The sequence below is a fragment of the Bacillus sp. FSL K6-1338 genome (assembly GCF_038006965.1).
In the GTDB taxonomy this organism is placed as follows: domain Bacteria; phylum Bacillota; class Bacilli; order Bacillales; family Bacillaceae_G; genus Bacillus_A; species Bacillus_A thuringiensis_S.
The window spans coordinates 3,680,831-3,706,010 of sequence record NZ_JBBOWI010000001.1 but is presented as its reverse complement, the minus strand read 5'-3'; the positions used below and the strand labels follow the sequence as shown (position 1 = coordinate 3,706,010).

The window sequence follows — 25,180 nt, the reverse complement described above, 5'->3', positions numbered from 1 at the left end:
CGGGAAGAAAAGGAAAGGTGATATATATGACAACACAAGTAGTAAACGTCATTGGCGCAGGTCTTGCAGGAAGTGAAGCGGCTTACCAAATTGCAAAACGTGGTGTCCAAGTTAGATTATATGAAATGAGGCCGGTAAGGCAAACGCCAGCTCATCACACAGATAAATTTGCTGAATTAGTATGTAGTAACTCACTTCGTGCAAACACTTTAACAAATGCAGTTGGAGTTATTAAAGAGGAAATGCGTTTAATGGATTCTGTAATTATTCGTGCGGCAGATGAGTGCTCTGTACCAGCTGGAGGTGCGTTAGCTGTAGACCGTCATGAGTTCGCAGCTAAAGTAACAGAATACGTAAAAAACCATCCGAATGTAACGGTAGTGAACGAAGAGCTTACTGAAATTCCAGAAGGACCAACAATTATTGCAACAGGTCCACTTACATCTCCTGATCTTGCTGCACAATTAAAAGAACTAACAGGTGAAGATTATTTCTATTTCTACGATGCGGCAGCACCAATCGTAGAAAAAGACAGTATTGACATGAATAAAGTATATTTAAAATCGCGTTATGACAAAGGCGAAGCTGCATATTTAAATTGCCCAATGACAGAAGAAGAGTTTGACCGTTTTTATGAGGCTTTAATTGCTGCTGAGACAGTGCCTTTAAAAGAGTTTGAAAAAGAAATTTTCTTTGAAGGTTGTATGCCAGTAGAAGTTATGGCAAGTAGAGGGAGACAGACGCTAGTATTTGGACCTATGAAACCTGTTGGATTGGAAGATCCAAAAACAGGGAAAACGCCATATGCTGTTGTTCAGTTACGTCAAGATGATGCAGCAGGAACTTTATACAATATCGTAGGTTTCCAAACGCATTTAAAGTGGGGACCACAAAAAGAAGTGCTACAGTTAATACCGGGACTGGAAAATGCAGAGATTGTACGTTATGGTGTAATGCATCGTAATACGTTTATTAATTCACCTAATTTGCTTCGTCCAACATATCAATATAAACAACGTGATGATTTATTCTTCGCTGGTCAAATGACTGGAGTAGAGGGATATGTTGAATCAGCAGCATCAGGATTATTAGCAGGAATTAATGCTGCACGTCTTGTGCAAGGTGAAGAGCCAGTTGTATTACCGTCAGTAACTGCGATGGGCAGCATGGCAAATTACATTACGGCAACGAACGCTAAAAACTTCCAACCGATGAATGCGAACTTCGGTCTATTTGCACCGTTAGAGAAGAAGATCAAAAAGAAAGCGGAACGAAATGAAGCATACGCAACACGCGCTTTAGAAACAATTCAAAATTTTGTAAATATTTAGTTAAATTTCTTGCAAAGGCTACTAAGTTGTGATACGATTTAGTAGCCTTTATTGAGGTGAGTTGTGTGAATGTGAAGAAATTGTTACAATTATTCGTTGGATATTTACAAATTGAAAGAAATTATTCAAAATATACAATTGCAAGTTATCAAAATGATTTAGAACATTTTGTGCAATTTATGGAGCGAGAAGGCATATCCTCTTTTTTAGACGTTACATACGCGGATGTTCGTTTGTACTTAACGACGTTGCACGATGAAAAGTTAGCCCGTAAATCTGTCGCAAGAAAAGTATCAAGCTTACGAAGTTTATATCGTTTTTTGATGCGTGAAGGTTATCGGAAAGATAATCCGTTTGCACTTGCGTCACTCCCCAAAAAAGAATTGTCAATCCCAAAGTTTTTATATGCTGAAGAGTTAGAGGAATTATTTGAAGTTTCTGACACGGAAACGCCATTAGGTCAAAGGAATCAAGCTTTATTAGAGTTGATGTATGCGACTGGAATCCGTGTGAGTGAATGTGTCAATTTACAACTTACCGATATTGACTTTGCGGTGGGAACAATTTTAGTAATGGGAAAAGGAAAAAAACAAAGGTATATTCCGTTCGGAAGCTATGCGCAAGATTCTTTAATTACTTATATAGAGAATGGGAGAAAACAGTTAGTTAATAAGACTGACGAAGACTCTCGTATGGTGTTTTTAAATGCGAAAGGTACACCGCTAACAAGTCGTGGAGTGCGTTATGTTTTAAATGAACTCATTAAAAAGGCTTCATTGACAATGCGAATAAGTCCCCATATGTTAAGGCATACATTTGCTACACATATGTTAGATGAAGGGGCGGATTTACGTACTGTACAGGAGCTATTAGGTCATGAGAATTTGTCGACCACACAAATTTATACGCATGTCTCTAAAGAAAGATTGCGTTCTGTTTACATGAAGCATCACCCGCGGGCATAAATTGCTTTAAAAGCTATAAAAACAAATAAAGGAGTTTTTTCTATGGGGAATTTCCACGCTACAACGATATTTGCAGTTCATCATAATGGAGAATGTGCAATGGCTGGAGATGGTCAGGTGACAATGGGAAATGCTGTTGTAATGAAACATACAGCTCGTAAAGTTCGCAGACTTTTCCAAGGTAAAGTTTTAGCTGGTTTTGCAGGTTCAGTTGCTGATGCATTTACTCTTTTTGAAATGTTTGAAGGAAAATTAGAAGAGTATAATGGCAACTTGCAGCGTGCAGCTGTTGAAATGGCAAAACAATGGCGTGGCGATAAAATGTTACGTCAACTAGAAGCGATGCTCATTGTCATGGATAAAACAACTATGCTCCTTGTTTCAGGTACAGGAGAAGTGATTGAACCGGATGATGGTATTTTAGCAATTGGATCTGGTGGGAATTATGCACTTTCTGCAGGTCGTGCTTTAAAGCAATATGCAAGTGAACACTTAACAGCGAAACAAATTGCGAAAGCGAGTTTAGAGATTGCTGGCGATATTTGTGTTTATACGAATCACAACATAATTGTTGAAGAATTGTAGAATCGTAAGGGAGGCATTTTATATGCATTTACATTTTACTCCGCGCCAAATTGTGGAAAAATTAGATCAATACATCATCGGTCAAAAAGACGCAAAGAAAGCGGTTGCTGTAGCGTTGAGAAATCGATACCGTCGCAGTAAATTAGCTGAAAATTTACGTGATGAAATAGCACCTAAAAACATTTTGATGATTGGACCGACAGGTGTTGGGAAAACAGAGGTAGCACGACGAATGGCGAAACTCGTTGGAGCACCTTTTATTAAGGTTGAGGCTACAAAATTTACAGAAGTTGGATATGTGGGTAGAGATGTAGAGTCGATGGTACGTGACCTTGTGGAAACATCCGTTCGTATTGTAAAAGAAGAAATGGTAGTGAAAGTTCAAGATAAAGCAGAAGAGCAAGCGAATCAACGTCTTGTTGAAATTTTAGTGCCGAGTCCGGAGAAGCAATCTGGATTTAAAAATCCATTAGAGATGCTGTTTGGGGGCGCTCAAAATTCGAGTCAAACGTCTGATACACAAGAAGATGGTGAAATTGAAAAGAAACGTCAAGATGTGGAGAGAAAGCTTGCTGCAGGGCTTCTTGAAGACGAAATTGTATCGATTGAAGTGACTGAGCAACAGTCGTCAATGTTTGATATGTTACAAGGAACTGGCATGGAGCAAATGGGAATGAATTTCCAAGATGCGTTAGGGAGTTTTATGCCGAAAAAAACAAAAAAACGTAAACTTTCTGTAAAAGAAGCAAGAAAACTCTTGACAAATGAAGAGGCACAGCGCTTAATTGATATGGATGAAGTTACACAAGAGGCTGTTTATCGTGCTGAACAGCTCGGGATTATTTTTATCGATGAAATTGACAAAATTGCTGGTAAGCAGTCGAATAGCGTAGATGTATCACGTGAAGGTGTGCAACGTGACATTTTGCCAATTGTAGAAGGGTCGAATGTTGCGACAAAATACGGATCAGTAAAAACGGATTATATTTTATTCGTTGCAGCTGGAGCGTTCCATATGTCTAAACCGTCGGATTTAATTCCGGAATTGCAAGGGAGATTTCCGATTCGAGTAGAATTAACGAAATTATCGACAGACGATTTTGTTAAAATATTAATCGAGCCTGACAATGCGTTAATTAAACAATATATGGCATTATTAGCGACTGAAGGTATAGAAATTGAATTTTCAGACGAAGCTATTCGTAAGATTGCTGAGATTGCTTATCAAGTTAATCAGGATACAGATAATATTGGAGCAAGAAGACTTCATACGATTATGGAGAAGCTCCTTGAAGATTTATCGTTTGAAGCATCTGAAATTACGTTAGAGAAAATAACGATAACCCCTCAATACGTTGAGGAGAAATTAGCAACAATTGCTAAAAATAAAGATGTGAGCCAGTTTATTTTGTAATAGTGTCATCAGGTGACTCGCCCTAGTTTCCAAGTGATGAAAAAATATGTGAGTAACATGTAGGAGGAACTTTTGAAATGGAATTATTAGCAAAAACAAGAAAATTAAATGCGTTATTACAGAGCGCAGCAGGGAAGCCTGTAAACTTTAGAGAAATGTCTGACACAATGTGTGAAGTAATCGAAGCAAACGTATTCGTAGTTAGCCGTCGTGGTAAATTACTAGGTTATGCAATTCACCAACAAATCGAAAACGAACGCATGAAGCAAATGCTTGCAGAACGTCAATTCCCAGAAGAATATACACAAAGCTTATTCAACATTACAGAAACATCTTCAAACTTGGATGTGAACAGTGCTTACACAGCATTCCCAGTAGAAAACAGAGAATTATTTGGTCAAGGTTTAACTACAATCGTACCAATCGTTGGTGGTGGTGAGCGTCTAGGTACATTAGTATTAGCTCGTCTAGGTCAAGAGTTCTTAGATGACGATTTAATCCTTGCTGAGTACAGCTCAACTGTTGTAGGTATGGAAATCTTACGTGAAAAAGCAGAAGAAATCGAAGAGGAAGCACGTAGTAAAGCTGTTGTTCAAATGGCGATCAGCTCATTATCTTACAGTGAGTTAGAAGCAATTGAGCACATCTTCGAAGAATTAAATGGAACAGAAGGTTTACTTGTTGCAAGTAAAATTGCTGATCGCGTAGGAATTACTCGCTCTGTAATCGTAAATGCACTACGTAAATTAGAAAGTGCTGGTGTTATTGAGTCTCGCTCTTTAGGTATGAAAGGAACATACATTAAAGTGCTAAACGACAAGTTTCTACAGGAACTTGCTAAATTAAAAACAAACTAATTTATAAAGAACTCTCCTCGATTGAGGAGAGTTTTTTTGTGCAATGATTGATGGTGCTTGTGAAAAGTGGCATAAGCGTGTTTTCTGGGAAAACTATTAATTGTATTTTGCTTTTTTGCTTAAAAGAAATGAAGGTTGGTAATACTAGAATTCGAGTATGAACAAAGAAAGTTTTACATTGTTCGCATTTTCGACTTGATTGTAATATTTCAGTATGATATAGTAAGCAGTGGTGTCAGTACAAAGTACACACGTTTACTGATTTAAGTGTTGGTGCTACGTTTGTAGTTTCGCTTAGAGATGAAGTAAACGGAGGATATCAAAAACCATTTAGGAGGAACTATATTATGTCAGTAATTTCTATGAAGCAATTGCTTGAAGCTGGTGTTCATTTCGGACATCAAACTCGTCGTTGGAACCCAAAAATGAAGCGTTACATTTTCACAGAGCGTAACGGTATCTACATCATCGACTTACAAAAAACTGTGAAAAAAGTTGAGGAAGCTTACAGAACGATGCGTGACATCGCTGCTGAAGGTGGAGACATTTTATTCGTAGGTACTAAAAAACAAGCACAAGAAGCTATTAAAGAAGAAGCAACTCGTGCGGGTATGTACTTCGTTAACCAACGTTGGTTAGGTGGAACTTTAACAAACTTCCAAACAATCCAAAAGCGTATCAAGCGTCTTAAAGACATCGAAAGAATGCAAGAAGATGGTACTTTCGAAGTACTACCTAAGAAAGAAGTTGTTCAACTTAAAAAAGAGTTAGAGCGTCTTGAGAAATTCTTAGGCGGTATTAAAGATATGAAAGGTCTTCCAAGTGCATTATTCGTAGTAGACCCTCGTAAAGAGCGTATTGCAGTTGCTGAAGCACGCAAATTACACATTCCAATCATCGGTATCGTTGATACAAACTGTGATCCAGACGAAATCGATCACGTTATCCCAGCAAACGATGATGCAATTCGTGCTGTAAAACTTCTTACATCTAAAATGGCAGACGCGATCCTTGAAGCAAAACAAGGTGAAGAAACTGTTACTGCGTAACAAAGTTGGAAAGGTGATAAGGGGTTCGGCCTTTTATCACCTTTTTTAAGGTATAAACACCTTTATAAAAAGTATAAATACATATTTTAGGAGGATGAAAAGTATGGCAATCACTGCTCAAATGGTAAAAGAATTACGTGAAAAAACTGGCGCAGGTATGATGGACTGCAAAAAAGCTTTAACAGAAACTAACGGCGACATGGAGAAGGCAATTGACTTCTTACGTGAAAAAGGTATTGCGAAAGCTGCTAAAAAAGCAGACCGCATTGCTGCTGAAGGTTTAACTTTCATCGAAACAAACGGTAACGACGCTTTAATCTTAGAATTAAACTCTGAAACTGATTTCGTTGCGAAAAACGAAGGTTTCCAAGCATTAATTAAAGAACTAGCTGCTCACTTATTAGCTAACAAACCTGCTAACGTTGAAGAAGCTATGACTCAAACAATTGAAGGCGGCAAAACAGTAGAAGAGCACATCAACGAAGCAATCGCTAAAATTGGTGAAAAACTTACACTTCGTCGTTTCGAAATCGTATCAAAAACTGATGCAGATGCATTCGGCGCTTACCTACACATGGGTGGACGTATTGGTGTATTAACAGTTCTTGAAGGTTCTACTGATGAAGCAGCTGCTAAAGATGTAGCAATGCACATTGCAGCAGTTAACCCTAAATACATCGACCGCGATGCTGTAACAGCTGAAGAAGTTGAGCATGAGCGTCAAGTATTAACACAACAAGCATTAAACGAAGGCAAGCCTGAAAAAATCGTTGCAAAAATGGTTGAAGGCCGTCTAGGCAAATTCTTCGAAGAGATTTGCTTACTTGACCAAGCATTCGTTAAAAACCCTGATATGAAAGTTCGTCAGTTCGTTGAGTCTAAAGGCGGAACATTAAAAGGATTCGTTCGCTACGCTGTTGGCGAAGGTATCGAAAAACGTGAAGACAACTTTGCTGAAGAAGTAATGAACCAAGTAAAAGGTAGTAACTAATACAGATTAGGGAACACATTGTGTTCCCTTTTTTAAAATAAAGATGTAAGCAATTGGAGGTTCATTATGAGTAAACCGAAATATAATCGTGTCGTTTTAAAGTTAAGTGGAGAAGCTTTAGCTGGAGAGCAAGGATTTGGAATTAATCCAACTGTTATTAAGTCAGTTGCAGAACAAGTAAAAGAAATTGCAGAACTTGATGTAGAGGTTGCTGTTGTTGTTGGTGGCGGTAACATTTGGCGTGGGAAAATTGGAAGTGAAATGGGCATGGATCGTGCAGGAGCAGATTACATGGGCATGTTAGCTACAGTTATGAATTCATTAGCTCTTCAAGATAGCTTGGAGAATATTGGAATCCAAACTCGTGTACAAACTTCAATTGAGATGCGTCAAGTGGCAGAGCCTTACATTCGCCGTAAAGCAGTTCGTCACTTAGAGAAAAAACGTGTTGTTATCTTTGCAGCAGGTACAGGTAATCCATACTTCTCTACAGATACAACAGCAGCATTACGTGCAGCGGAAATCGAAGCAGACGTTATTTTAATGGCGAAAAATAATGTGGATGGCGTATATAGCGCAGATCCATCTATTGACCCAACGGCTACGAAATACGAAACGCTTACTTACTTAGATGTATTAAAAGAAGGTTTAGGTGTAATGGATTCTACAGCTTCTTCTCTATGTATGGATAATGATATTCCATTAATTGTATTCTCGGTTATGGAAAAAGGTAATATTAAACGTGCCGTTTTAGGCGAAAATATTGGAACAGTTGTAAGGGGGAAATAAATATGGGACAACAAGTATTGAAGTCTTCAAATGAAAAAATGGAAAAAGCAGTTGCTGCTTATTCTCGTGAATTAGCAACAGTTCGCGCTGGTCGTGCAAGCTCGTCTGTATTAGATAAGGTACAAGTTGATTACTATGGTGCACCAACACCAGTTGTGCAATTAGCGAACATTACAGTTCCAGAAGCACGTTTACTTGTAATTCAACCTTATGATAAAACTTCTATCGGTGATATCGAAAAAGCAATTTTAAAAGCAGATTTAGGCTTAAACCCTTCTAATGATGGAACTGTAATTCGTATTGCATTCCCTGCATTAACAGAAGAGCGTCGTCGTGATCTTGTTAAAGTTGTGAAAAAATATGCTGAAGAAGCAAAAGTTGCTGTTCGTAACGTACGTCGTGACGGAAATGATGATCTTAAGAAGCTTGAAAAAGCTGGCGAGATTACAGAAGATGATTTAAGAGGATATACTGAAGATATCCAAAAAGAAACAGATAAATATATTGCAAAAGTTGACGAAATCGCAAAAAACAAAGAAAAAGAAATCATGGAAGTGTAATAGCGATAACTTCGCAAATATGACCCTCTTCTTAAGGGGGTCTTTTTACACTTTTAGGCATACGTCTGCTTGTTGGAGGGTATGAATGATGTTTAAAAACTTTCCTTTTTTTAAAGGTAAAAAGGACACATCGTTTGATCATCTCGTTGAAGAAGTGAAAAAAGGATATATCCCAGAACATATTGCCATCATTATGGATGGGAATGGAAGATGGGCAAAGAGGAGAGCAATGCCTCGTATTGCGGGACATCATGAAGGTATGCAAGTTGTAAAGAAAATTACAAAATTTGCAAGTAAACTTAATGTGAAAGTGTTAACTCTCTATGCTTTTTCAACTGAGAACTGGAAAAGACCGAAAAAGGAAGTTGATTATTTAATGAAGCTTCCAGAAGAATTTCTAGGTACATTTTTACCAGAATTGATTGAAGAAAACGTACAAGTCCGAGTAATAGGGCAAAAAGATCGTCTTCCTACGCATACACGCAGAGCGATGGAGAAAGCCATGGAAGATACGAAAGAGAATACGGGATTAATTCTTAATTTCGCGTTAAACTATGGAAGTCGAGATGAAATCGTTTCTGCTGTGCAACATATGATGAAAGATAACGAGGAAGGAAAAATTCGTTCTGAAGAGGTAAGTGAAGAAATGCTTTCTTCCTACTTAATGACGAGTTCTTTACCTGATCCAGAGTTGTTAATCCGACCAAGCGGAGAGCTACGTATTAGTAATTTCATGTTATGGCAAATTGCGTATTCGGAGTTTTGGTTTACAGACGTGTATTGGCCAGACTTCAAAGAAGAACATTTGCTAAATGCAATTACTGACTTTCAACATAGAGGGCGCAGATTCGGAGGCGTGTAGAAAGAGAGGGTTTGGTAGTGAAACAGAGAATTATTACTGGAGTGGTTGCTGCCGCGCTATTCATTCCCATCGTAATATACGGTGGCGTGCCTTTTACGGTTTTAGTGTATGCACTTGCTTCTATAGGTTTATATGAATTAATTCGTATGAATAAGCTTACGCTTATTTCAGTACCGACAGTTTTAGCTGCAGTATTATTGTGGATTCTTTTAATTCCAAGTAGTGCATCAGAACTGTTTACATGGATTGGATTAGGTAAATTGGAAATCACATTTGTGATTGTTTTATTACTTTTATCATATACAGTCCTTTCTAAGAATACATTTACTTTTGATAATGCTTCATTTTTACTGATGGCAACGACATATGTGGCAATGGGATTCTTATATTTAAATGAAACGAGAATATTAGGAATTAAATATGTGTTTTGCGCATTATTTATTATATGGGCTACTGATTCAGGCGCATATTTCGTAGGAAAAGCATTAGGCAAGAGAAAATTGTGGCCAGAAATTAGTCCAAATAAAACGATTGAAGGTTCATTAGGCGGCATCGTTTGTGGAATTATCGTGGCACTTGTTTACAACGCGTTCTTCCCAGTTGAATCGAATGTAGTAATTTTAATTGTGCTGACAATTATCATTTCTATTTTTGGACAAATTGGTGATTTAGTACAATCTGCTTTTAAACGTCATTATGGCGTAAAGGATTCAGGTACAATTTTACCTGGACATGGTGGTATATTAGATCGAACAGATAGTTGGTTATTCGTTTTACCAATTCTCTACTTCTTATTACAATACAATTAATAAATGAACGAGGGGTTGGAGTCATGAAAAACATTAGTTTATTAGGTGCGAGCGGATCAATTGGTACACAAACTTTAGATGTATTACGCTCGCACCCAGACCAATTCCGTCTCGTTGCTTTTTCTGTAGGGAAAAATATTGACTACGCAGTAAAGGTAATTCAAGAATTTTCTCCGCAAATCGTCTCTGTGCAAAGAGAGGAAGATGTTTTAAAATTACAAGCTGTTTCTGGTAATACAAAAATTGTATATGGTAGTGAAGGGCTTTTAGAAGTAGCATTACATCCAGATACGGAGATTGTAGTAAATGCTGTTGTAGGTAGCGTAGGGTTGTTACCAACACTTCGTGCAATTGAGGCGAAAAAAACAATTGGAATTGCAAATAAAGAAACGTTAGTAACTGCAGGACATCTTGTAATGGAAGCAGCACGAAAACATAATGTTTCGTTACTTCCAGTAGATAGTGAACATTCAGCTATTTTTCAATGCTTGAATGGTGAAAATGAGAAAAGAATTTCTCGTCTTATTATAACGGCTTCTGGTGGAAGTTTCCGTGATAAAACGAGGGATGAATTGCATCATGTGACCGTAGAAGATGCGCTTCGACATCCAAACTGGTCAATGGGTTCGAAAATTACAATTGATTCTGCTACAATGATGAATAAGGGACTAGAAGTAATTGAAGCACATTGGCTTTTTGGTATCCCTTACGAGCAAATCGATGTTGTTTTACATAAAGAAAGTATTATCCATTCTATGGTTGAATTTGAAGATCGTAGTGTAATGGCGCAGCTTGGTTCACCTGATATGCGAGTACCAATTCAATACGCACTTACATATCCTGATAGATTGCCTCTTTCAGACACAAAACAGTTAAACTTATGGGAAATAGGGACGTTGCATTTTGAGAAAATGGACCAAGAAAGATTCCGTTGTCTACGTTTTGCGTATGAAGCTGGAAAAGCAGGTGGAAGTATGCCAGCTGTAATGAACGCAGCGAATGAAGTAGCTGTTGAAGCCTTTTTACAAAAGAGAATTGGTTTCTTAACAGTAGAAGACCTCATTGAAAAAGCAATGAACCATCACAATGTCATTGCACGTCCGAGCTTAGAGGAAATTCTGGAAATTGATGCAGCCACAAGACGGTTTGTGATGGAACAAATTTAGCAAAGGTGGTTATGGAATTGAATACAGCGATTGCCTTTATATTAATTTTCGGTGCACTCGTATTTTTCCATGAGCTAGGACATCTATATTTCGCAAAAAGAGCAGGTATTTTATGCCGCGAGTTTGCGATTGGTTTTGGTCCGAAAATATTCTCATTTGAAAAGAATGAAACGGTGTATACGATTCGATTACTGCCCCTTGGTGGCTATGTAAGAATGGCTGGCGAGGATGCGGACACAGTTGAGTTAAAGCCTGGGAAAAAGGTTGGCCTTGTATTAAATGAAAAAGACGAAGTTGTGAAATTAGTTTTTGATGGATATGAAAAGTATCCCAATGTTCGTGTCATTGAAGTCGAACAAGCTGATTTGGAGCACAATCTAACAATTTCGGGCTATGAGGAGTACGAGGAAGAGCTTCAAACGTTCCGAGTGAATGAAAAAGCTCGTATTATTACTGCGGGGGAAGAAATTCAAATTGCTCCGTATAATAGACAATTTGGTTCAAAAAAATTAGGGCAACGCGCTTTAACAATCTTTGCGGGTCCTGCAATGAACTTCATTTTAGCATTTGTTATTTTTGTGATTCTTGGATTTGTACAAGGGGTTCCTATTGACAAACCAATGGTCGGAAAAGTGATGGATAATAGTGCAGCACAGCAAGCTGGATTGAAAGAGAATGATACAATTCAAGCGATTGATGGAAAAAACACAAGTACATGGAAAGATGTTGTTGACATTGTACGTGAAAATCCGGATAAAGAAATTACGTTACAAGTAAAGCGTGATAATGAACAGTTTAATGTGAAAGTAACGCCAACACTCGATAAAGAAGGAAAAGACGAAGTTGGTAGAATTGGTGTTTATTCCCCTGTAGAGAAAACAGTAATGGGTTCTATTAAATCAGGATTTGAACAAACATACCAATGGACGAAACTAATTTTTGAATCTCTTGTGAAATTAGTAACTGGTCAATTTTCTATTAATGAGTTGTCAGGTCCAGTAGGAATTTATAATCTAACAGATCAAGTTGTAGATTATGGATTTACGCGTGTACTAAGTTTAGCGGCAGTTTTAAGTATTAATCTTGGTTTATTCAATTTATTACCAGTTCCTGCTTTAGACGGTGGCCGTTTATTCTTCTTCTTAATTGAGGCGTTACGAGGAAAACCAATTGACCGTCAAAAAGAAGGAATGGTTCACTTTATTGGTTTTGCATTATTAATGTTATTAATGTTAGTTGTAACATGGAATGACATTCGTAAGTTTTTCTTGTAAAATAGAATGAAACTTATAATGAAATAGAGCCCGTAGAATAAAATCCCTCACCTAATTCGAGGTGAGGGGTTTTACTGCGTGTAAGAGTAAAATGAAGAGGTGCAAATAAATGAAACAAAGTATGGTATTCAGTCCTACATTACGTGAAGTTCCAGCTGATGCTGAAATTAAGAGTCATCAATTATTACTTCGCGCAGGTTTTATGCGTCAAAATGCTTCTGGTATTTATAGTTTTCTACCATTTGGGTTAAAAGTATTACACAAAGTAGAACGTATCGTTCGAGAAGAAATGGAGCGCGCAGGAGCTGTGGAATTATTGATGCCAGCTATGCAAGCTGCAGAATTATGGCAAGAATCAGGTCGTTGGTATTCTTACGGATCTGAATTAATGCGTATGAAAGATCGTAACGCTCGTGAGTTTGCTTTAGGAGCGACGCATGAAGAAGTAATTACTGATCTTGTACGTGATGAAATAAAATCATATAAAAAATTACCGTTAACATTATATCAAATTCAAACGAAATTCCGCGATGAACAAAGACCTCGTTTCGGTTTATTACGTGGAAGAGAGTTTCTAATGAAAGATGCATACTCTTTCCATGCTACACAAGAGAGCTTAGATGAAGTATACGATCGCTTATACAAAGCATATTCTAACATTTTTGCTCGTTGTGGTTTGAACTTCCGTGCAGTTATTGCTGATTCTGGAGCAATGGGCGGAAAAGATACACATGAATTCATGGTATTATCTGATGTTGGTGAAGATACAATTGCATACTCTGATACATCTGATTATGCAGCGAACATTGAAATGGCTCCTGTTGTAGCTACGTATACGAAGAGTGACGAAGCGGAAATGGCACTTGAAAAGGTTGCAACGCCAGATCAAAAAGCGATTGAAGAAGTATCTGCATTCTTAAACATTGAAGCTGACAAGTGTATTAAGTCTATGGTATTTAAAGTAGATGAGAAATTAGTAGTTGTACTTGTTCGTGGTGATCACGAAGTAAACGATGTAAAAGTGAAAAATGTATACGGCGCTTCAGTTGTTGAGCTTGCTTCTCATGAGGAAGTAAAAGAATTATTAAATTGTGAAGTTGGTTCATTAGGACCGATTGGTGTAACAGGTGATATCGAAATTATCGCTGACCATGCTGTAGCATCAATTGTCAACGGATGTTCAGGAGCGAACGAAGAAGGATTCCATTATGTAAATGTAAATCCAGAACGTGACTTTAAAGTAAGTCAGTATACAGATTTACGCTTTATTCAAGAAGGAGACCAATCTCCAGACGGAAACGGAACAATTCTTTTTGCACGTGGAATTGAAGTTGGTCATGTATTCAAATTAGGAACTCGTTATAGTGAAGCAATGAACGCAACATTCCTAGATGAAAATGGGAAAACACAACCACTTATTATGGGTTGTTACGGTATCGGTGTATCTCGTACAGTGGCAGCAATTGCAGAGCAGTTTAATGATGAGAACGGCTTAGTTTGGCCGAAAGCTGTAGCACCGTTCCATGTGCATGTAATTCCAGTAAATATGAAATCTGATGCACAACGTGAAATGGGTGAAAACATCTACAACTCATTACAAGAAAAAGGCTATGAAGTGTTATTAGACGATCGTGCAGAACGTGCAGGTGTTAAATTTGCAGATGCAGATTTATTCGGCCTTCCAGTTCGTGTTACAGTTGGTAAAAAAGCAGACGAAGGTATTGTAGAAGTGAAAGTACGTGCTACAGGTGAGTCTGAAGAAGTAAAAGTAGAAGAACTTCAAACATATATTGCAAATATTTTAAAATAAGAAGAGGTACCTCGTAATGGGGTACCTTCTCTTTCTTTGTAAACGTATTTTGTAAAAGAAGAAGTGAGAAATCTTTCTTTGTAGTACGTTTCAATTTATAATAGCAAATGGAAGGAGAGTGCTTATGTCTTTAACAAATGAACAACAAGAGCGATTTCAAATTTTGCTCCAGCAGTTGCAAATACCAGACGACCTTATAAATCAATATTTACAAGGCGGTGGTATTGAAAGGCTCGTTATTGATAAAGCGAATAAAAGTTGGCATTTTGATTTACAAGTGCCACGTATTTTGCCTACAGAATTATATGAATTGCTAGAAACAAAGCTTAAGCAATCATTTTCTCATATTGCAAGAACAACATTTGCATTAGAAACAGAGAATAAACAATTTACAGAAGAAGAAGTGAGGGCGTATTGGCCGCTTTGTACGGAACGAATTACATTTTCACCTATGTTTGCTTACTTAAAGAAACAGCTTCCGCAGGTGAATGGAGTGAAGTTGCTAATAAATGTGAATAATGAGCTGGAGTCTACTGCTTTAAAGAAAAACGTTGCGAAACCAGTAGGGGATCAATACGAAGCTTTTGGATTTCCACGTTTCCAGTTAGACACACATATACAGCAAAATGCAGAAGAAATGCAAAAGTTTCGTGAGCAAACGCAGCAAGAAGACCGCGAGCGTGTTATACAAGCTATGGAAGAAATGGCGAAGAAGCAAGCTGAAGAAAGTAGCGTTGTGTATGAAGGACCGATTACACTCGGGTATCTTATTAAGCCAGATGAAGAGATTACACCGATGCGAGAAATTCAAGATGAAGAAAGAAGAAAAACGGTTCAAGGATATGTCTTCCATGTAGAGACAAAAGAGCTTCGTAGTGGACGTACGTTATTAACTTTAAAAATAACGGATTATACGGATTCTATTATGATCAAAATGTTCTCGCGTGACAAAGAAGATATTCCAATGCTGCAATCCTTGAAAAAAGGAATGTGGGTGAAAGCCCGTGGTTCAGTTCAAAATGATACATTTGTTCGAGATTTAGTAATGATTGCGAATGATATTAATGAAATAACAGGTCCGTCTCGTAAAGATAAAGCGCCAGAAGGCGAAAAGCGTGTAGAACTTCATCTTCACACTCCCATGAGCCAAATGGATGCTGTTACTCCTGTTTCTAGGCTTGTTGCCCAAGCTGGTAAATGGGGACATGAAGCTATTGCGGTTACAGACCATGCTGTGGCTCAGTCGTTCCCGGAGGCATATTCTGCGGGGAAAAAGGCTGGAGTTAAAGTTATATACGGTGTAGAAGCGAATTTAGTTAATGATGGTGTACCGATAGCGTATAATGAAGCGCATCGTTTACTTGCGGAGGAAACGTATGTTGTTTTCGACGTTGAGACGACAGGTTTATCAGCTGTATACGATACAGTCATTGAGTTGGCTGCCGTAAAAGTAAAGGGTGGCGAAATCATTGATCGTTTTGAATCTTTTGCAAACCCACATCAACCATTATCAGCGACGATTATTGAATTAACAGGTATTACAGATGATATGTTAACTGATGCACCAGAAGTGGACGAAGTGTTTAAAAAGTTTGAGGAATGGATGGGTGACCATACCCTTGTTGCCCATAACGCAAGCTTCGATATGGGATTTATTAACGTAGGTTTTAAAAAGGCTGGGTTAGAAAAAACGAATAACCCTGTTATTGATACGTTAGAACTTGCACGATTCTTATTCCCAGAAATGAAAAATCACCGATTAAATACGATGTGTAAAAAACTTGATATTGAATTAACGCAACATCACCGTGCGATTTATGATACAGAAGCGACGGGATATTTACTTGTGAAAATGTTGAAAGACGTAATTGAAAAGGGATTTGAATATCACGATCAATTAAATGATAGTATGGGGCAAGGGGATGCGTATAAGCGTGGCCGTCCAAGCCATCTGACGTTACTTGCCACATCAGATGTTGGATTGAAAAATTTATATAAACTTGTTTCATATTCTCACCTTAATTACTTTTACCGTGTACCACGAGTACCGAGGTCACTATTAAAAAAATATCGTGAAGGAATTTTAGTAGGAACGGCTTGTGATAAAGGTGAAGTGTTTGAGGCAATGATGCAAAAAGCTCCTGAAGAGGTAGAAGAAATTGCACAGTTTTATGATTACATTGAAGTAATGCCTCCAGAGGTGTTGCGTCATTTAGTAGAGCGTGAACTCGTTCGAGATGAGGGACAATTAAAAACAATTATCTCTAACTTAGTAAAACTAGGCGAGACGTTAGATAAACCAGTTGTTGCTACAGGGAACGTGCATTACTTAGATCCAGAAGATGCAATGTATCGTAAAATTTTAGTCAGTTCGCAGGGTGGAGCCAATCCGTTAAATCGACATTCATTACCGCCAGTACATTTCCGTACAACTGATGAAATGCTAGAGTGTTTTTCATTTTTAGGTGAAGACAAAGCGAAAGAAGTTGTTGTGACGAATACACAAAAGGTTGCGTCATTAATTGGTGATGTTCGTCCAGTAAAAGATGATCTATATACACCGAAAATTGAGGGTGCCGATGATGAAACACGTGATATGAGTTATAAAATGGCACGCAGTATATATGGTGAAGAACTACCAGAAATTGTAGAGGCTCGTTTAGAAAAAGAATTGAAAAGTATTATTGGACATGGATTTGCCGTTATCTATTTAATCTCACATAAGCTTGTGAAAAAATCGTTAGTCGACGGATATCTAGTAGGTTCGCGTGGTTCGGTAGGTTCATCGTTCGTTGCAACGATGATGGAAATTACAGAAGTAAACCCATTACCACCACACTATGTCTGTCCAAAGTGCAAGCAATCTGAATTCTTTAATGATGGTTCCGTAGGCTCTGGTTTCGACTTACCAGATAAAGATTGTCCGACATGTAATGTGGCATATGTGAAAGATGGACATGATATTCCATTCGAAACGTTCCTTGGATTTAAAGGAGATAAGGTACCCGATATCGATTTGAACTTCTCCGGGGAATACCAACCACGTGCCCATAACTATACGAAAGTACTGTTCGGTGAAGACTATGTATACCGTGCTGGAACGATTGGTACAGTTGCGGAAAAAACCGCTTATGGATATGTAAAAGGTTATGCAAATGATCACAATTTAACAATTCGAAATGCAGAGATTGATCGCTTAGTAGCGGGATGTACAGGGGTAAAACGTACAACTGGACAGCATCCAGGTGGTATTATCGTTGTGCCAGATTACATGGATATCTTTGATTTCTCACCAATACAGTTTCCTGCTGATTCAATTGGTGCTGAGTGGAGAACAACGCATTTTGACTTCCACTCGATTCATGATAATTTATTGAAACTTGATATACTAGGACACGATGATCCGACCGTTATTCGTATGTTACAAGATCTAAGTGGTATTGATCCGAAAACAATCCCAACGGATGATCCAGAAGTAATGAAAATTTTCTCTGGTCCAGAAACGTTAGGGGTAACGGAAGAACAAATTAACTGTAAAACAGGTACACTTGGTATCCCGGAATTCGGTACGAAGTTCGTAAGACAGATGTTAGAAGAGACAAAACCAACGACATTTTCAGAATTGGTCCAAATTTCTGGGCTGTCACATGGTACTGACGTATGGCTTGGTAATGCAAATGAGTTAATTTATAACGGTACATGTACGCTGAGTGAAGTTATCGGTTGTCGTGATGACATCATGGTATATTTAATCTATCAAGGTTTAGATCCATCATTAGCCTTCAAAATCATGGAGTCGGTTCGTAAAGGTAAAGGTGTACCAGAAGAATGGGAAGATGACATGAAAGGTAATAATGTGCCAGGTTGGTATATTGATTCATGTAAGAAGATTAAATACATGTTCCCTAAAGCCCATGCGGCTGCTTACGTACTTATGGCTGTGCGTATCGCATACTTTAAAGTACATTTTGCACTTTTATTCTATGCGGCATATTTTACAGTCCGTGCAGATGATTTTGATGTAGAGGCGATGGCGAAAGGTTCAGCATCCATACGTGTAAAAATTGATGAAATTGCTCAAAAAGGATTGGATGCAGCGCCGAAAGAGAAGAGTTTATTAACAGTACTAGAAATGACACTGGAAATGTGTGAGCGTGGATATTCATTCCAAAAGGTCGATTTATACCGCTCGCATGCAACTGAGTTTATTATTGATGGGGATACTTTAATTCCTCCATTTAATGCAGTGCCTGGTCTTGGTACGAACGCAGCCTTAAGTATTGTGGAAGCGCGCAAAAATGGAGACTTCTTATCAAAAGAAGACTTACAGCAGCGAAGTAAGGTTTCGAAAACAATTATTGAGTATTTAGATAGCCAAGGTTGTTTAGGAGATTTGCCAGATCAAAACCAATTATCACTGTTCTAATAGGTAGGAAAAGTCTTTGCAAATCAATATTTGCTATGGTATACTATAAACCGAGATAACCATGTCATGTATATTTTGTGAAAAAGAGAGTGGGGAAACCCACTCTTTCGTGTTACTATCTACATTTTATTCATGTAGATAGTAAAGACATTTCTGTCGTATATACATATTTTGTTACAAGTTTTACTTCTTAAATTTGGTAATACTAAGACAGATATTCCCTGCTTAACGGCAGGGGCTTTTGTTAGCTAACGAGAAAGAATAAGATAGACCGTCTTTGTGAACGGGATCTTTTCTTGTAAATGGTACATGGCGGCAGGAAGGAGGCTGTTTATGGATAAGAAAGTCACAGAAGTTGTAGAAGCATTTGCGCAGCCAATCGTTGAAGAGTTAAATCTTGAACTTGTAGATGTAGAGTATGTGAAAGAAGGACAAGACTGGTTCTTACGCGTATTCATCGATTCTGAAAAGGGAGTCGACATTGAAGAATGCGGTGCGGTAAGTGAACGTTTAAGCGAAGCTTTAGATAAAGAGGATCCAATTCCTCACCTTTACTTTTTGGATGTATCATCTCCTGGAGCAGAACGCCCATTAAAGAAAGAGAAAGACTTCCAGCAAGCGGTAGGAAAACAAGTGGCAATTAAAACATATGAGCCAATTGATGGCGAAAAGATGTTTGAAGGAAAGTTACTTTCCTACGACGGTACTACAATTACACTACTATTAACAATTAAAACACGTAAAAAAGAAATCCAAATTCCAATGGATAAAGTTGCAAATGCGCGACTTGCTGTTACGTTTTAGTAAGAAGGGGGATCTTCATGAGCACTGAGTTGTTAGATGCTTTGCTCGTATTAGAGTCAGAAAAAGGTATTAGTAAAGATATTATTATTGATGCGATTGAAGCAGCATTAATCTCTGCTTATAAACGCAATTTTAACCAAGCACAAAACGTTCGTGTGAGCTTTAACCCAGAAGTGGGAACAATTCAAGTTTTAGCACGTAAGGACGTTGTTGATAATGTGTTTGATCCACGTCTTGAAATCTCTGTAGAAGAGGCAAGACAAATTAATCCAAACTACCAAGATGGCGACGTACTAGAAATTGAAGTAACGCCAAAAGATTTTGGTCGTATTGCAGCGCAAACTGCAAAACAAGTTGTAACACAACGAGTTCGTGAAGCAGAACGTGGTGTTATTTACTCAGAATTTAGTGATCGTGAAGAAGACATTATGGTTGGTATTGTACAACGCCAAGATGCTCGTTTCATCTACGTAAGCTTAGGCAAAGTAGAAGCTTTATTACCTGTAAGTGAGCAAATGCCAAATGAGCAATATAAGCCACATGATCGTATTCGCGTATTTATTACAAAAGTAGAAAAGACAACAAAAGGACCACAAATTTACGTATCACGTACACATCCTGGTCTTTTAAAACGTTTATTCGAAATGGAAGTTCCAGAAATTTATGATGGAACTGTAGAAATTCGCTCTGTAGCGCGCGAAGCAGGAGATCGTTCTAAAATCTCTGTGCATGCAGAAAACATTGATGTTGATCCAGTTGGTTCTTGCGTAGGACCGAAAGGACAACGTGTACAACGTGTTGTAGATGAACTAAAAGGTGAAAAGATTGACATCGTTCGCTGGTCAAATGACCCAGTTGAATATGTTGCAAATGCTTTAAGCCCATCACAAGTTGTTAAAGTACTTGTAGATGAAGATGAAAAAGCAACAACTGTTGTTGTTCCAGACCACCAGCTATCGTTAGCTATCGGTAAGCGTGGACAAAATGCACGTCTTGCAGCTAAATTAACAGGCTGGAAAATTGATATTAAAAGTGAGTCTGATGCGAAACAACTTGGAATTGTTACAGAAGAAGATAGCGTAATCGCATTCGGATTCGATTCAGTTGAAGACGAAATCGAATAGAGGTGATGAGTATGAGCAATCGAAAAGTTCCGTTACGAAAATGTATTGCGACGCAAGAGATGAAATCAAAACGAGAGCTGGTTCGCATTGTTCGTTCCAAAGAGGGCGAAGTGTCTATTGATTTATCTGGAAAAAAATCAGGACGAGGTGCATATTTGTCAAAAGATAAAGAATGCATTATACAAGCCCAAAAGAAAAACATTTTGGAACATCATCTAAAAGCGAAAATCGACAGTTCTCTGTACGAAGAGCTTCTTGAGCTTGTTGAGAAGGAGTCGAAATAAGTGTCCGATTGGAAATCGTTTTTAGGACTAGCAAATCGCGCTCGAAAAATCATTTCGGGTGAAGAACTCGTTTTAAAAGAAGTACGAAGTGGTAAAGCAAAGCTCGTATTGCTTTCTGAAGATGCGTCAGCGAACACTACTAAACGTATCACTGATAAAACGACGTACTACAACGTACCAATGAAAAAAGTCGAAAATCGACAACAATTAGGGCATGCGATTGGGAGAGACGAGCGAGTCGTTGTAGCTGTGTTAGATGAAGGCTTTGCGAAAAAGCTACGTAGCATGCTCGATACAAATTACCGGGGGTGAAGGTATGAGTAAAATTCGAGTACATGAATATGCAAAAAAAAATAATATCTCAAGTAAAGATCTTATGACAAAACTTAAAGAGATGAATATCGAGGTTTCGAATCATATGACAATGTTAGAAGACGAAGTAGTAAATAAATTAGATAATGAATATAACACTGGAGCGGAAAAACCTTCTGTTGCAGATGAGTTTGAAGTAGAAGAGAAAGTTGTTCGCAGTAAAAAGAACAGCAATAAGAAAAAGAAAAAAGGCAAAGGAAATGAAGACAAACGTCAAGATAACTTTGCTGGAAGACAACAAACACAAATAGTAGAAACACCAGATAAAATTACTTTCTCTGGAAGCCTTACAGTAGGTGAACTTGCTAAAAAGTTAAGCAAAGAGCCATCTGAAATTATTAAAAAGCTCTTCATGCTAGGAATTATGGCGACAATTAACCAAGATTTAGATAAAGATACAATTGAGTTAATCGCTACTGATTACGGTATTGAAGTAGAAGAAGAAATAGTGGTAAGTGAAACTGAGTTTGAAACATTCATGGATGAGCAAGATGATGAAGAAAACTTAAAAGAGCGTCCAGCTGTTGTTACGATTATGGGACACGTTGACCATGGTAAAACAACATTACTTGACTCTATTCGTAATTCAAAAGTAACTGCTGGCGAAGCTGGTGGAATTACTCAGCATATTGGTGCATACCAAGTTGAAGTAAATGATAAGAAAATTACATTCTTAGATACGCCTGGTCACGCGGCATTTACAACAATGCGTGCTCGTGGTGCGCAAGTAACTGATATTACAATCCTTGTTGTTGCAGCTGATGACGGTGTTATGCCACAAACAGTTGAAGCGATTAGCCATGCAAAAGCAGCTGGAGTACCAATTATTGTTGCTGTGAATAAAATGGATAAACCAGCGGCGAATCCTGATCGTGTAATGCAAGAATTAACAGAATATGAATTAGTTCCAGAAGCTTGGGGCGGAGACACAATTTTCGTACCAATTTCTGCAATTCAAGGCGAAGGCATTGACAACTTGCTAGAGATGATTCTTCTTGTAAGTGAAGTAGAAGAATATAAAGCAAACCCAAATCGTTATGCAACGGGTACTGTAATTGAAGCACAGCTTGATAAAGGTAAAGGAACTATCGCGACATTATTAGTTCAAAACGGTACGCTTCGAGTTGGAGATCCAATTGTTGTTGGAACTTCATTCGGACGTGTTCGTGCAATGGTAAGTGATATTGGTCGTCGTGTAAAAGTTGCTGGTCCATCAACTCCTGTTGAAATTACAGGTTTAAATGAAGTACCACAGGCTGGAGATCGTTTCATGGCATTCGCTGATGAGAAGAAAGCTCGTCAAATCGGTGAATCACGTGCACAAGAAGCGTTAGTTGCACAACGTGGTGAGAAATCTAAATTAAGCCTTGAAGATTTATTCCAACAAATCCAAGAGAGCGATGTAAAAGAAATCAACTTAATCGTAAAAGCAGACGTACAAGGTTCTGTTGAAGCGATGGCAGCATCACTTCGTAAAATTGATGTTGAAGGCGTAAAAGTTAAAATCATTCACACTGGTGTAGGTGCGATTACAGAATCTGATATTATTTTAGCTTCTGCATCTAATGCAATTGTAATTGGATTTAACGTACGTCCGGATGTGAACGCGAAGCGTACAGCTGAATTAGAGAACGTTGATGTTCGCTTACACCGCATTATCTACAAAGTAATCGAAGAAATTGAATTAGCAATGCAAGGTATGCTTGATCCAGAATTCGAAGAAAAAGTAATCGGTCAAGCGGAAGTTCGTCAAACATTCAAGGTAACAAAAGTTGGAACAATTGCAGGTTGTTACGTAATTGACGGTAAAATTACACGCGATAGTGGCGTTCGTATTATCCGCGATGGTATAGTAATTTTCGAAGGACAACTTGATACGTTAAAACGTTTCAAAGACGACGTAAAAGAAGTTGCACAAAACTATGAGTGTGGTATTACAATTGAGAGATATAATGACCTTAAAGAAGGGGACATCATTGAAGCATACGTTATGGAAGAAGTGAAGCGATGATTGTCGCTTCACTCTCATTCGAGTGTATGATTTACGATGTACATTCTTTAAAAGAGAAACGGGCAATTTTGCAACGAGTGCTAACTCGTGTGAAACAGCGCTATAATGTAGCTGTTTCTGAAGTTGGGCATCAAGATGTATGGCAACGTACAGAAATTGCGATTGTTTCCGTATCCTCAAATCGTGTTATCTGTGAAAAAGAAATGAATCGTGTACTGGAGTACATCGATTCATTTCCTGAAATTGAACGTACGATAACACAATTGGAATGGTATTGAATGAGGTGAAGAGTTATGAAATTACGTGCAAACCGTGTAGGCGAGCAAATGAAAAAAGAATTAGGCGACATCATTAGTCGTAAAATTAAAGACCCACGTATCGGATTTGTTACAGTAACAGATGTACAAGTGAGTGGTGATTTACAAATTGCCAAAGTATATATTTCTGTTTTAGGTGACGAAGAACAGAAAGAAAATACGTTAAAAGGTTTAGCGAAGGCAAAAGGCTTTATTCGTTCAGAAATTGGCCAACGTATTCGTCTTCGTAAAACACCGGAAATTACCTTTGAGTTTGATGAGTCTATCGGATATGGTCATCGAATTGATACACTTTTACATGAAATTAATAAAGACGGTAAACGTGAAGAATAATGGATAGACATTTGTCTATCCATTTTTTCAATGCAAAATAAGTTTTGGATATTTACTACGAAAGAATTATGATGAGGTGAACATATATGGAAGGTGTAGTATTATTACATAAGCCAAAAGGCATGACATCACATGATTGTGTATTTAAATTAAGAAAGGTATTGAGAGAAAAGAGAATTGGTCATACGGGAACATTAGACCCAGATGTAACAGGAGTATTACCAATTTGCGTCGGAAGAGCAACAAAAATTGCACAATTTTTAACAAGTGAAACGAAAACATATGAAGGTGAAGTAACATTAGGATTTTCAACGACAACTGAAGATGCTTCTGGTGAGGTTGTTGAAACGAAAAATATAGATCGTGCTATTACTCGTAAGGAAATAGAAAAAGTTCTTGCTGAATTAATAGGCACGATTGAACAAAAGCCACCAATGTTCTCGGCTGTAAAAGTAAACGGGAAAAAATTATACGAATATGCAAGAGCAGGACAAGAGGTGGAACGTCCAGTTCGTACAATTACGATTCATGAGTTCGTATTACTTGATGATCGTGAAGTTTTTGAAGGAGAAAATATTTCATTCCGTTTCCGTGTAACGTGTAGTAAAGGAACATATGTAAGAACGTTAGCGGTAATGATTGGGGAGAAACTTGGTTTCCCATCACATATGTCTCACCTTGTAAGAACGGCATCTGGTGAATTTTTATTAGAAGATTGCATATCATTTGAAGAAATTGAAGAAAACGTGCAAAATGGAACAGTAGAGTCTATCTTCATTTCAATTGATGAAGCATTAAGTAAGTTTCCAAAAATGGTTGTAGATGAAAAGCAAGCAGAGAAAATTAAGAATGGTATGTTCTTAAAGAATGAATTAGAAATAACGGCACCATTTATTACAGTGTTTGATAAAAATGATCGTTGCTTAGCAATTTATGAACATCATCCGAAACATCCTGGCATGTTAAAGCCGATGAAAGTACTTGTGAATAATCAAGAACTAAAGCTATAATGAATTATTGGAAGGATTATTACAGAAAAAGGTGAAT

The 25,180-nt window shown here is 37.9% G+C and carries 23 protein-coding genes; all 23 read left to right on the top strand.

What is annotated here, in order from left to right:
- Positions 1–26: 26 nt before the first annotated feature.
- The 23 genes from trmFO to truB all read left to right on the top strand — a co-directional run bounded on the left by trmFO (position 27) and on the right by truB (position 25,143).
- Complete coding sequence (gene trmFO / locus NZ044_RS18830; protein WP_000213006.1) at positions 27–1,331, top strand: FADH(2)-oxidizing methylenetetrahydrofolate--tRNA-(uracil(54)-C(5))-methyltransferase TrmFO; 1,305 nt, start codon at positions 27–29, stop codon at positions 1,329–1,331.
- Positions 1,332–1,396: 65 nt separating this feature from the next.
- Complete coding sequence (xerC, locus tag NZ044_RS18825; RefSeq protein ID WP_001101244.1) at positions 1,397–2,296, top strand: tyrosine recombinase XerC; 900 nt, start codon at positions 1,397–1,399, stop codon at positions 2,294–2,296.
- Positions 2,297–2,338: 42 nt separating this feature from the next.
- Positions 2,339–2,881: an ATP-dependent protease proteolytic subunit HslV gene (gene hslV, locus NZ044_RS18820; RefSeq protein ID WP_000526274.1), complete on the top strand. Its 543-nt coding sequence runs from the start codon at positions 2,339–2,341 to the stop codon at positions 2,879–2,881.
- A 22-nt stretch (positions 2,882–2,903) separates the two neighbouring features.
- Positions 2,904–4,295: an ATP-dependent protease ATPase subunit HslU gene (gene hslU, locus NZ044_RS18815; protein WP_000550084.1), complete on the top strand. Its 1,392-nt coding sequence runs from the start codon at positions 2,904–2,906 to the stop codon at positions 4,293–4,295.
- Positions 4,296–4,372: 77 nt separating this feature from the next.
- Positions 4,373–5,152, top strand: coding sequence for a GTP-sensing pleiotropic transcriptional regulator CodY (codY, locus tag NZ044_RS18810; protein ID WP_000421290.1), 780 nt, complete (start codon positions 4,373–4,375; stop codon positions 5,150–5,152).
- Between the two features lie 347 nt (positions 5,153–5,499).
- Complete coding sequence (gene rpsB / locus NZ044_RS18805) at positions 5,500–6,201, top strand: 30S ribosomal protein S2 (protein ID WP_000111485.1); 702 nt, start codon at positions 5,500–5,502, stop codon at positions 6,199–6,201.
- A 103-nt stretch (positions 6,202–6,304) separates the two neighbouring features.
- Positions 6,305–7,192 (top strand): translation elongation factor Ts, encoded by an 888-nt coding sequence (gene tsf / locus NZ044_RS18800; RefSeq protein ID WP_001018576.1) that lies wholly within the window; start codon positions 6,305–6,307, stop codon positions 7,190–7,192.
- Positions 7,193–7,258: 66 nt separating this feature from the next.
- A complete protein-coding gene (gene pyrH, locus NZ044_RS18795) occupies positions 7,259–7,981 on the top strand; it encodes a UMP kinase (RefSeq protein WP_000042669.1) in 723 nt (240 codons plus the stop codon).
- Positions 7,982–7,983: 2 nt separating this feature from the next.
- Positions 7,984–8,541, top strand: a complete 558-nt coding sequence (gene frr, locus NZ044_RS18790) for a ribosome recycling factor (protein WP_000531505.1) — start codon at positions 7,984–7,986, stop codon at positions 8,539–8,541.
- Between the two features lie 85 nt (positions 8,542–8,626).
- The gene (gene uppS, locus NZ044_RS18785) at positions 8,627–9,403 is read left to right on the top strand and encodes an isoprenyl transferase (RefSeq protein WP_340949932.1); all 777 of its coding nucleotides are present in this window, start codon (positions 8,627–8,629) and stop codon (positions 9,401–9,403) included.
- Positions 9,404–9,420: 17 nt separating this feature from the next.
- Positions 9,421–10,212 carry a phosphatidate cytidylyltransferase gene (gene cdsA, locus NZ044_RS18780; RefSeq protein ID WP_000813589.1) on the top strand — a complete coding sequence of 264 codons (792 nt, stop codon included), beginning with the start codon at positions 9,421–9,423 and terminating at the stop codon, positions 10,210–10,212.
- A 23-nt stretch (positions 10,213–10,235) separates the two neighbouring features.
- Positions 10,236–11,378 (top strand): 1-deoxy-D-xylulose-5-phosphate reductoisomerase, encoded by a 1,143-nt coding sequence (gene dxr, locus NZ044_RS18775; protein ID WP_098505698.1) that lies wholly within the window; start codon positions 10,236–10,238, stop codon positions 11,376–11,378.
- Between the two features lie 17 nt (positions 11,379–11,395).
- The gene (gene rseP / locus NZ044_RS18770; RefSeq protein ID WP_001090241.1) at positions 11,396–12,652 is read left to right on the top strand and encodes an RIP metalloprotease RseP; all 1,257 of its coding nucleotides are present in this window, start codon (positions 11,396–11,398) and stop codon (positions 12,650–12,652) included.
- 109 nt (positions 12,653–12,761) lie between these two features.
- On the top strand, positions 12,762–14,462 hold the full coding sequence (locus NZ044_RS18765) for a proline--tRNA ligase (protein WP_000814295.1): 1,701 nt from the start codon (positions 12,762–12,764) through the stop codon (positions 14,460–14,462).
- A 124-nt stretch (positions 14,463–14,586) separates the two neighbouring features.
- The gene (locus NZ044_RS18760) at positions 14,587–18,888 is read left to right on the top strand and encodes a PolC-type DNA polymerase III (protein WP_000059996.1); all 4,302 of its coding nucleotides are present in this window, start codon (positions 14,587–14,589) and stop codon (positions 18,886–18,888) included.
- 333 nt (positions 18,889–19,221) lie between these two features.
- Complete coding sequence (gene rimP / locus NZ044_RS18755) at positions 19,222–19,692, top strand: ribosome maturation factor RimP (protein ID WP_000359095.1); 471 nt, start codon at positions 19,222–19,224, stop codon at positions 19,690–19,692.
- A gap of 17 nt (positions 19,693–19,709) precedes the next feature.
- Positions 19,710–20,816, top strand: coding sequence for a transcription termination factor NusA (gene nusA / locus NZ044_RS18750; RefSeq protein ID WP_000102598.1), 1,107 nt, complete (start codon positions 19,710–19,712; stop codon positions 20,814–20,816).
- 11 nt (positions 20,817–20,827) lie between these two features.
- On the top strand, positions 20,828–21,100 hold the full coding sequence (rnpM, locus tag NZ044_RS18745; RefSeq protein ID WP_000071123.1) for an RNase P modulator RnpM: 273 nt from the start codon (positions 20,828–20,830) through the stop codon (positions 21,098–21,100).
- On the top strand, positions 21,101–21,412 hold the full coding sequence (locus NZ044_RS18740; protein WP_001286522.1) for a YlxQ family RNA-binding protein: 312 nt from the start codon (positions 21,101–21,103) through the stop codon (positions 21,410–21,412).
- Between the two features lie 4 nt (positions 21,413–21,416).
- Complete coding sequence (gene infB / locus NZ044_RS18735; protein ID WP_000036346.1) at positions 21,417–23,483, top strand: translation initiation factor IF-2; 2,067 nt, start codon at positions 21,417–21,419, stop codon at positions 23,481–23,483.
- On the top strand, positions 23,480–23,761 hold the full coding sequence (locus tag NZ044_RS18730; protein ID WP_000634349.1) for a DUF503 domain-containing protein: 282 nt from the start codon (positions 23,480–23,482) through the stop codon (positions 23,759–23,761). The genes infB and NZ044_RS18730 overlap by 4 nt, the downstream gene beginning before the upstream one ends.
- A 15-nt stretch (positions 23,762–23,776) precedes the next feature.
- A complete protein-coding gene (rbfA, locus tag NZ044_RS18725; RefSeq protein ID WP_000776437.1) occupies positions 23,777–24,133 on the top strand; it encodes a 30S ribosome-binding factor RbfA in 357 nt (118 codons plus the stop codon).
- 86 nt (positions 24,134–24,219) lie between these two features.
- Positions 24,220–25,143 (top strand): tRNA pseudouridine(55) synthase TruB, encoded by a 924-nt coding sequence (gene truB / locus NZ044_RS18720; RefSeq protein WP_098505699.1) that lies wholly within the window; start codon positions 24,220–24,222, stop codon positions 25,141–25,143.
- Positions 25,144–25,180: the final 37 nt, after the last annotated feature.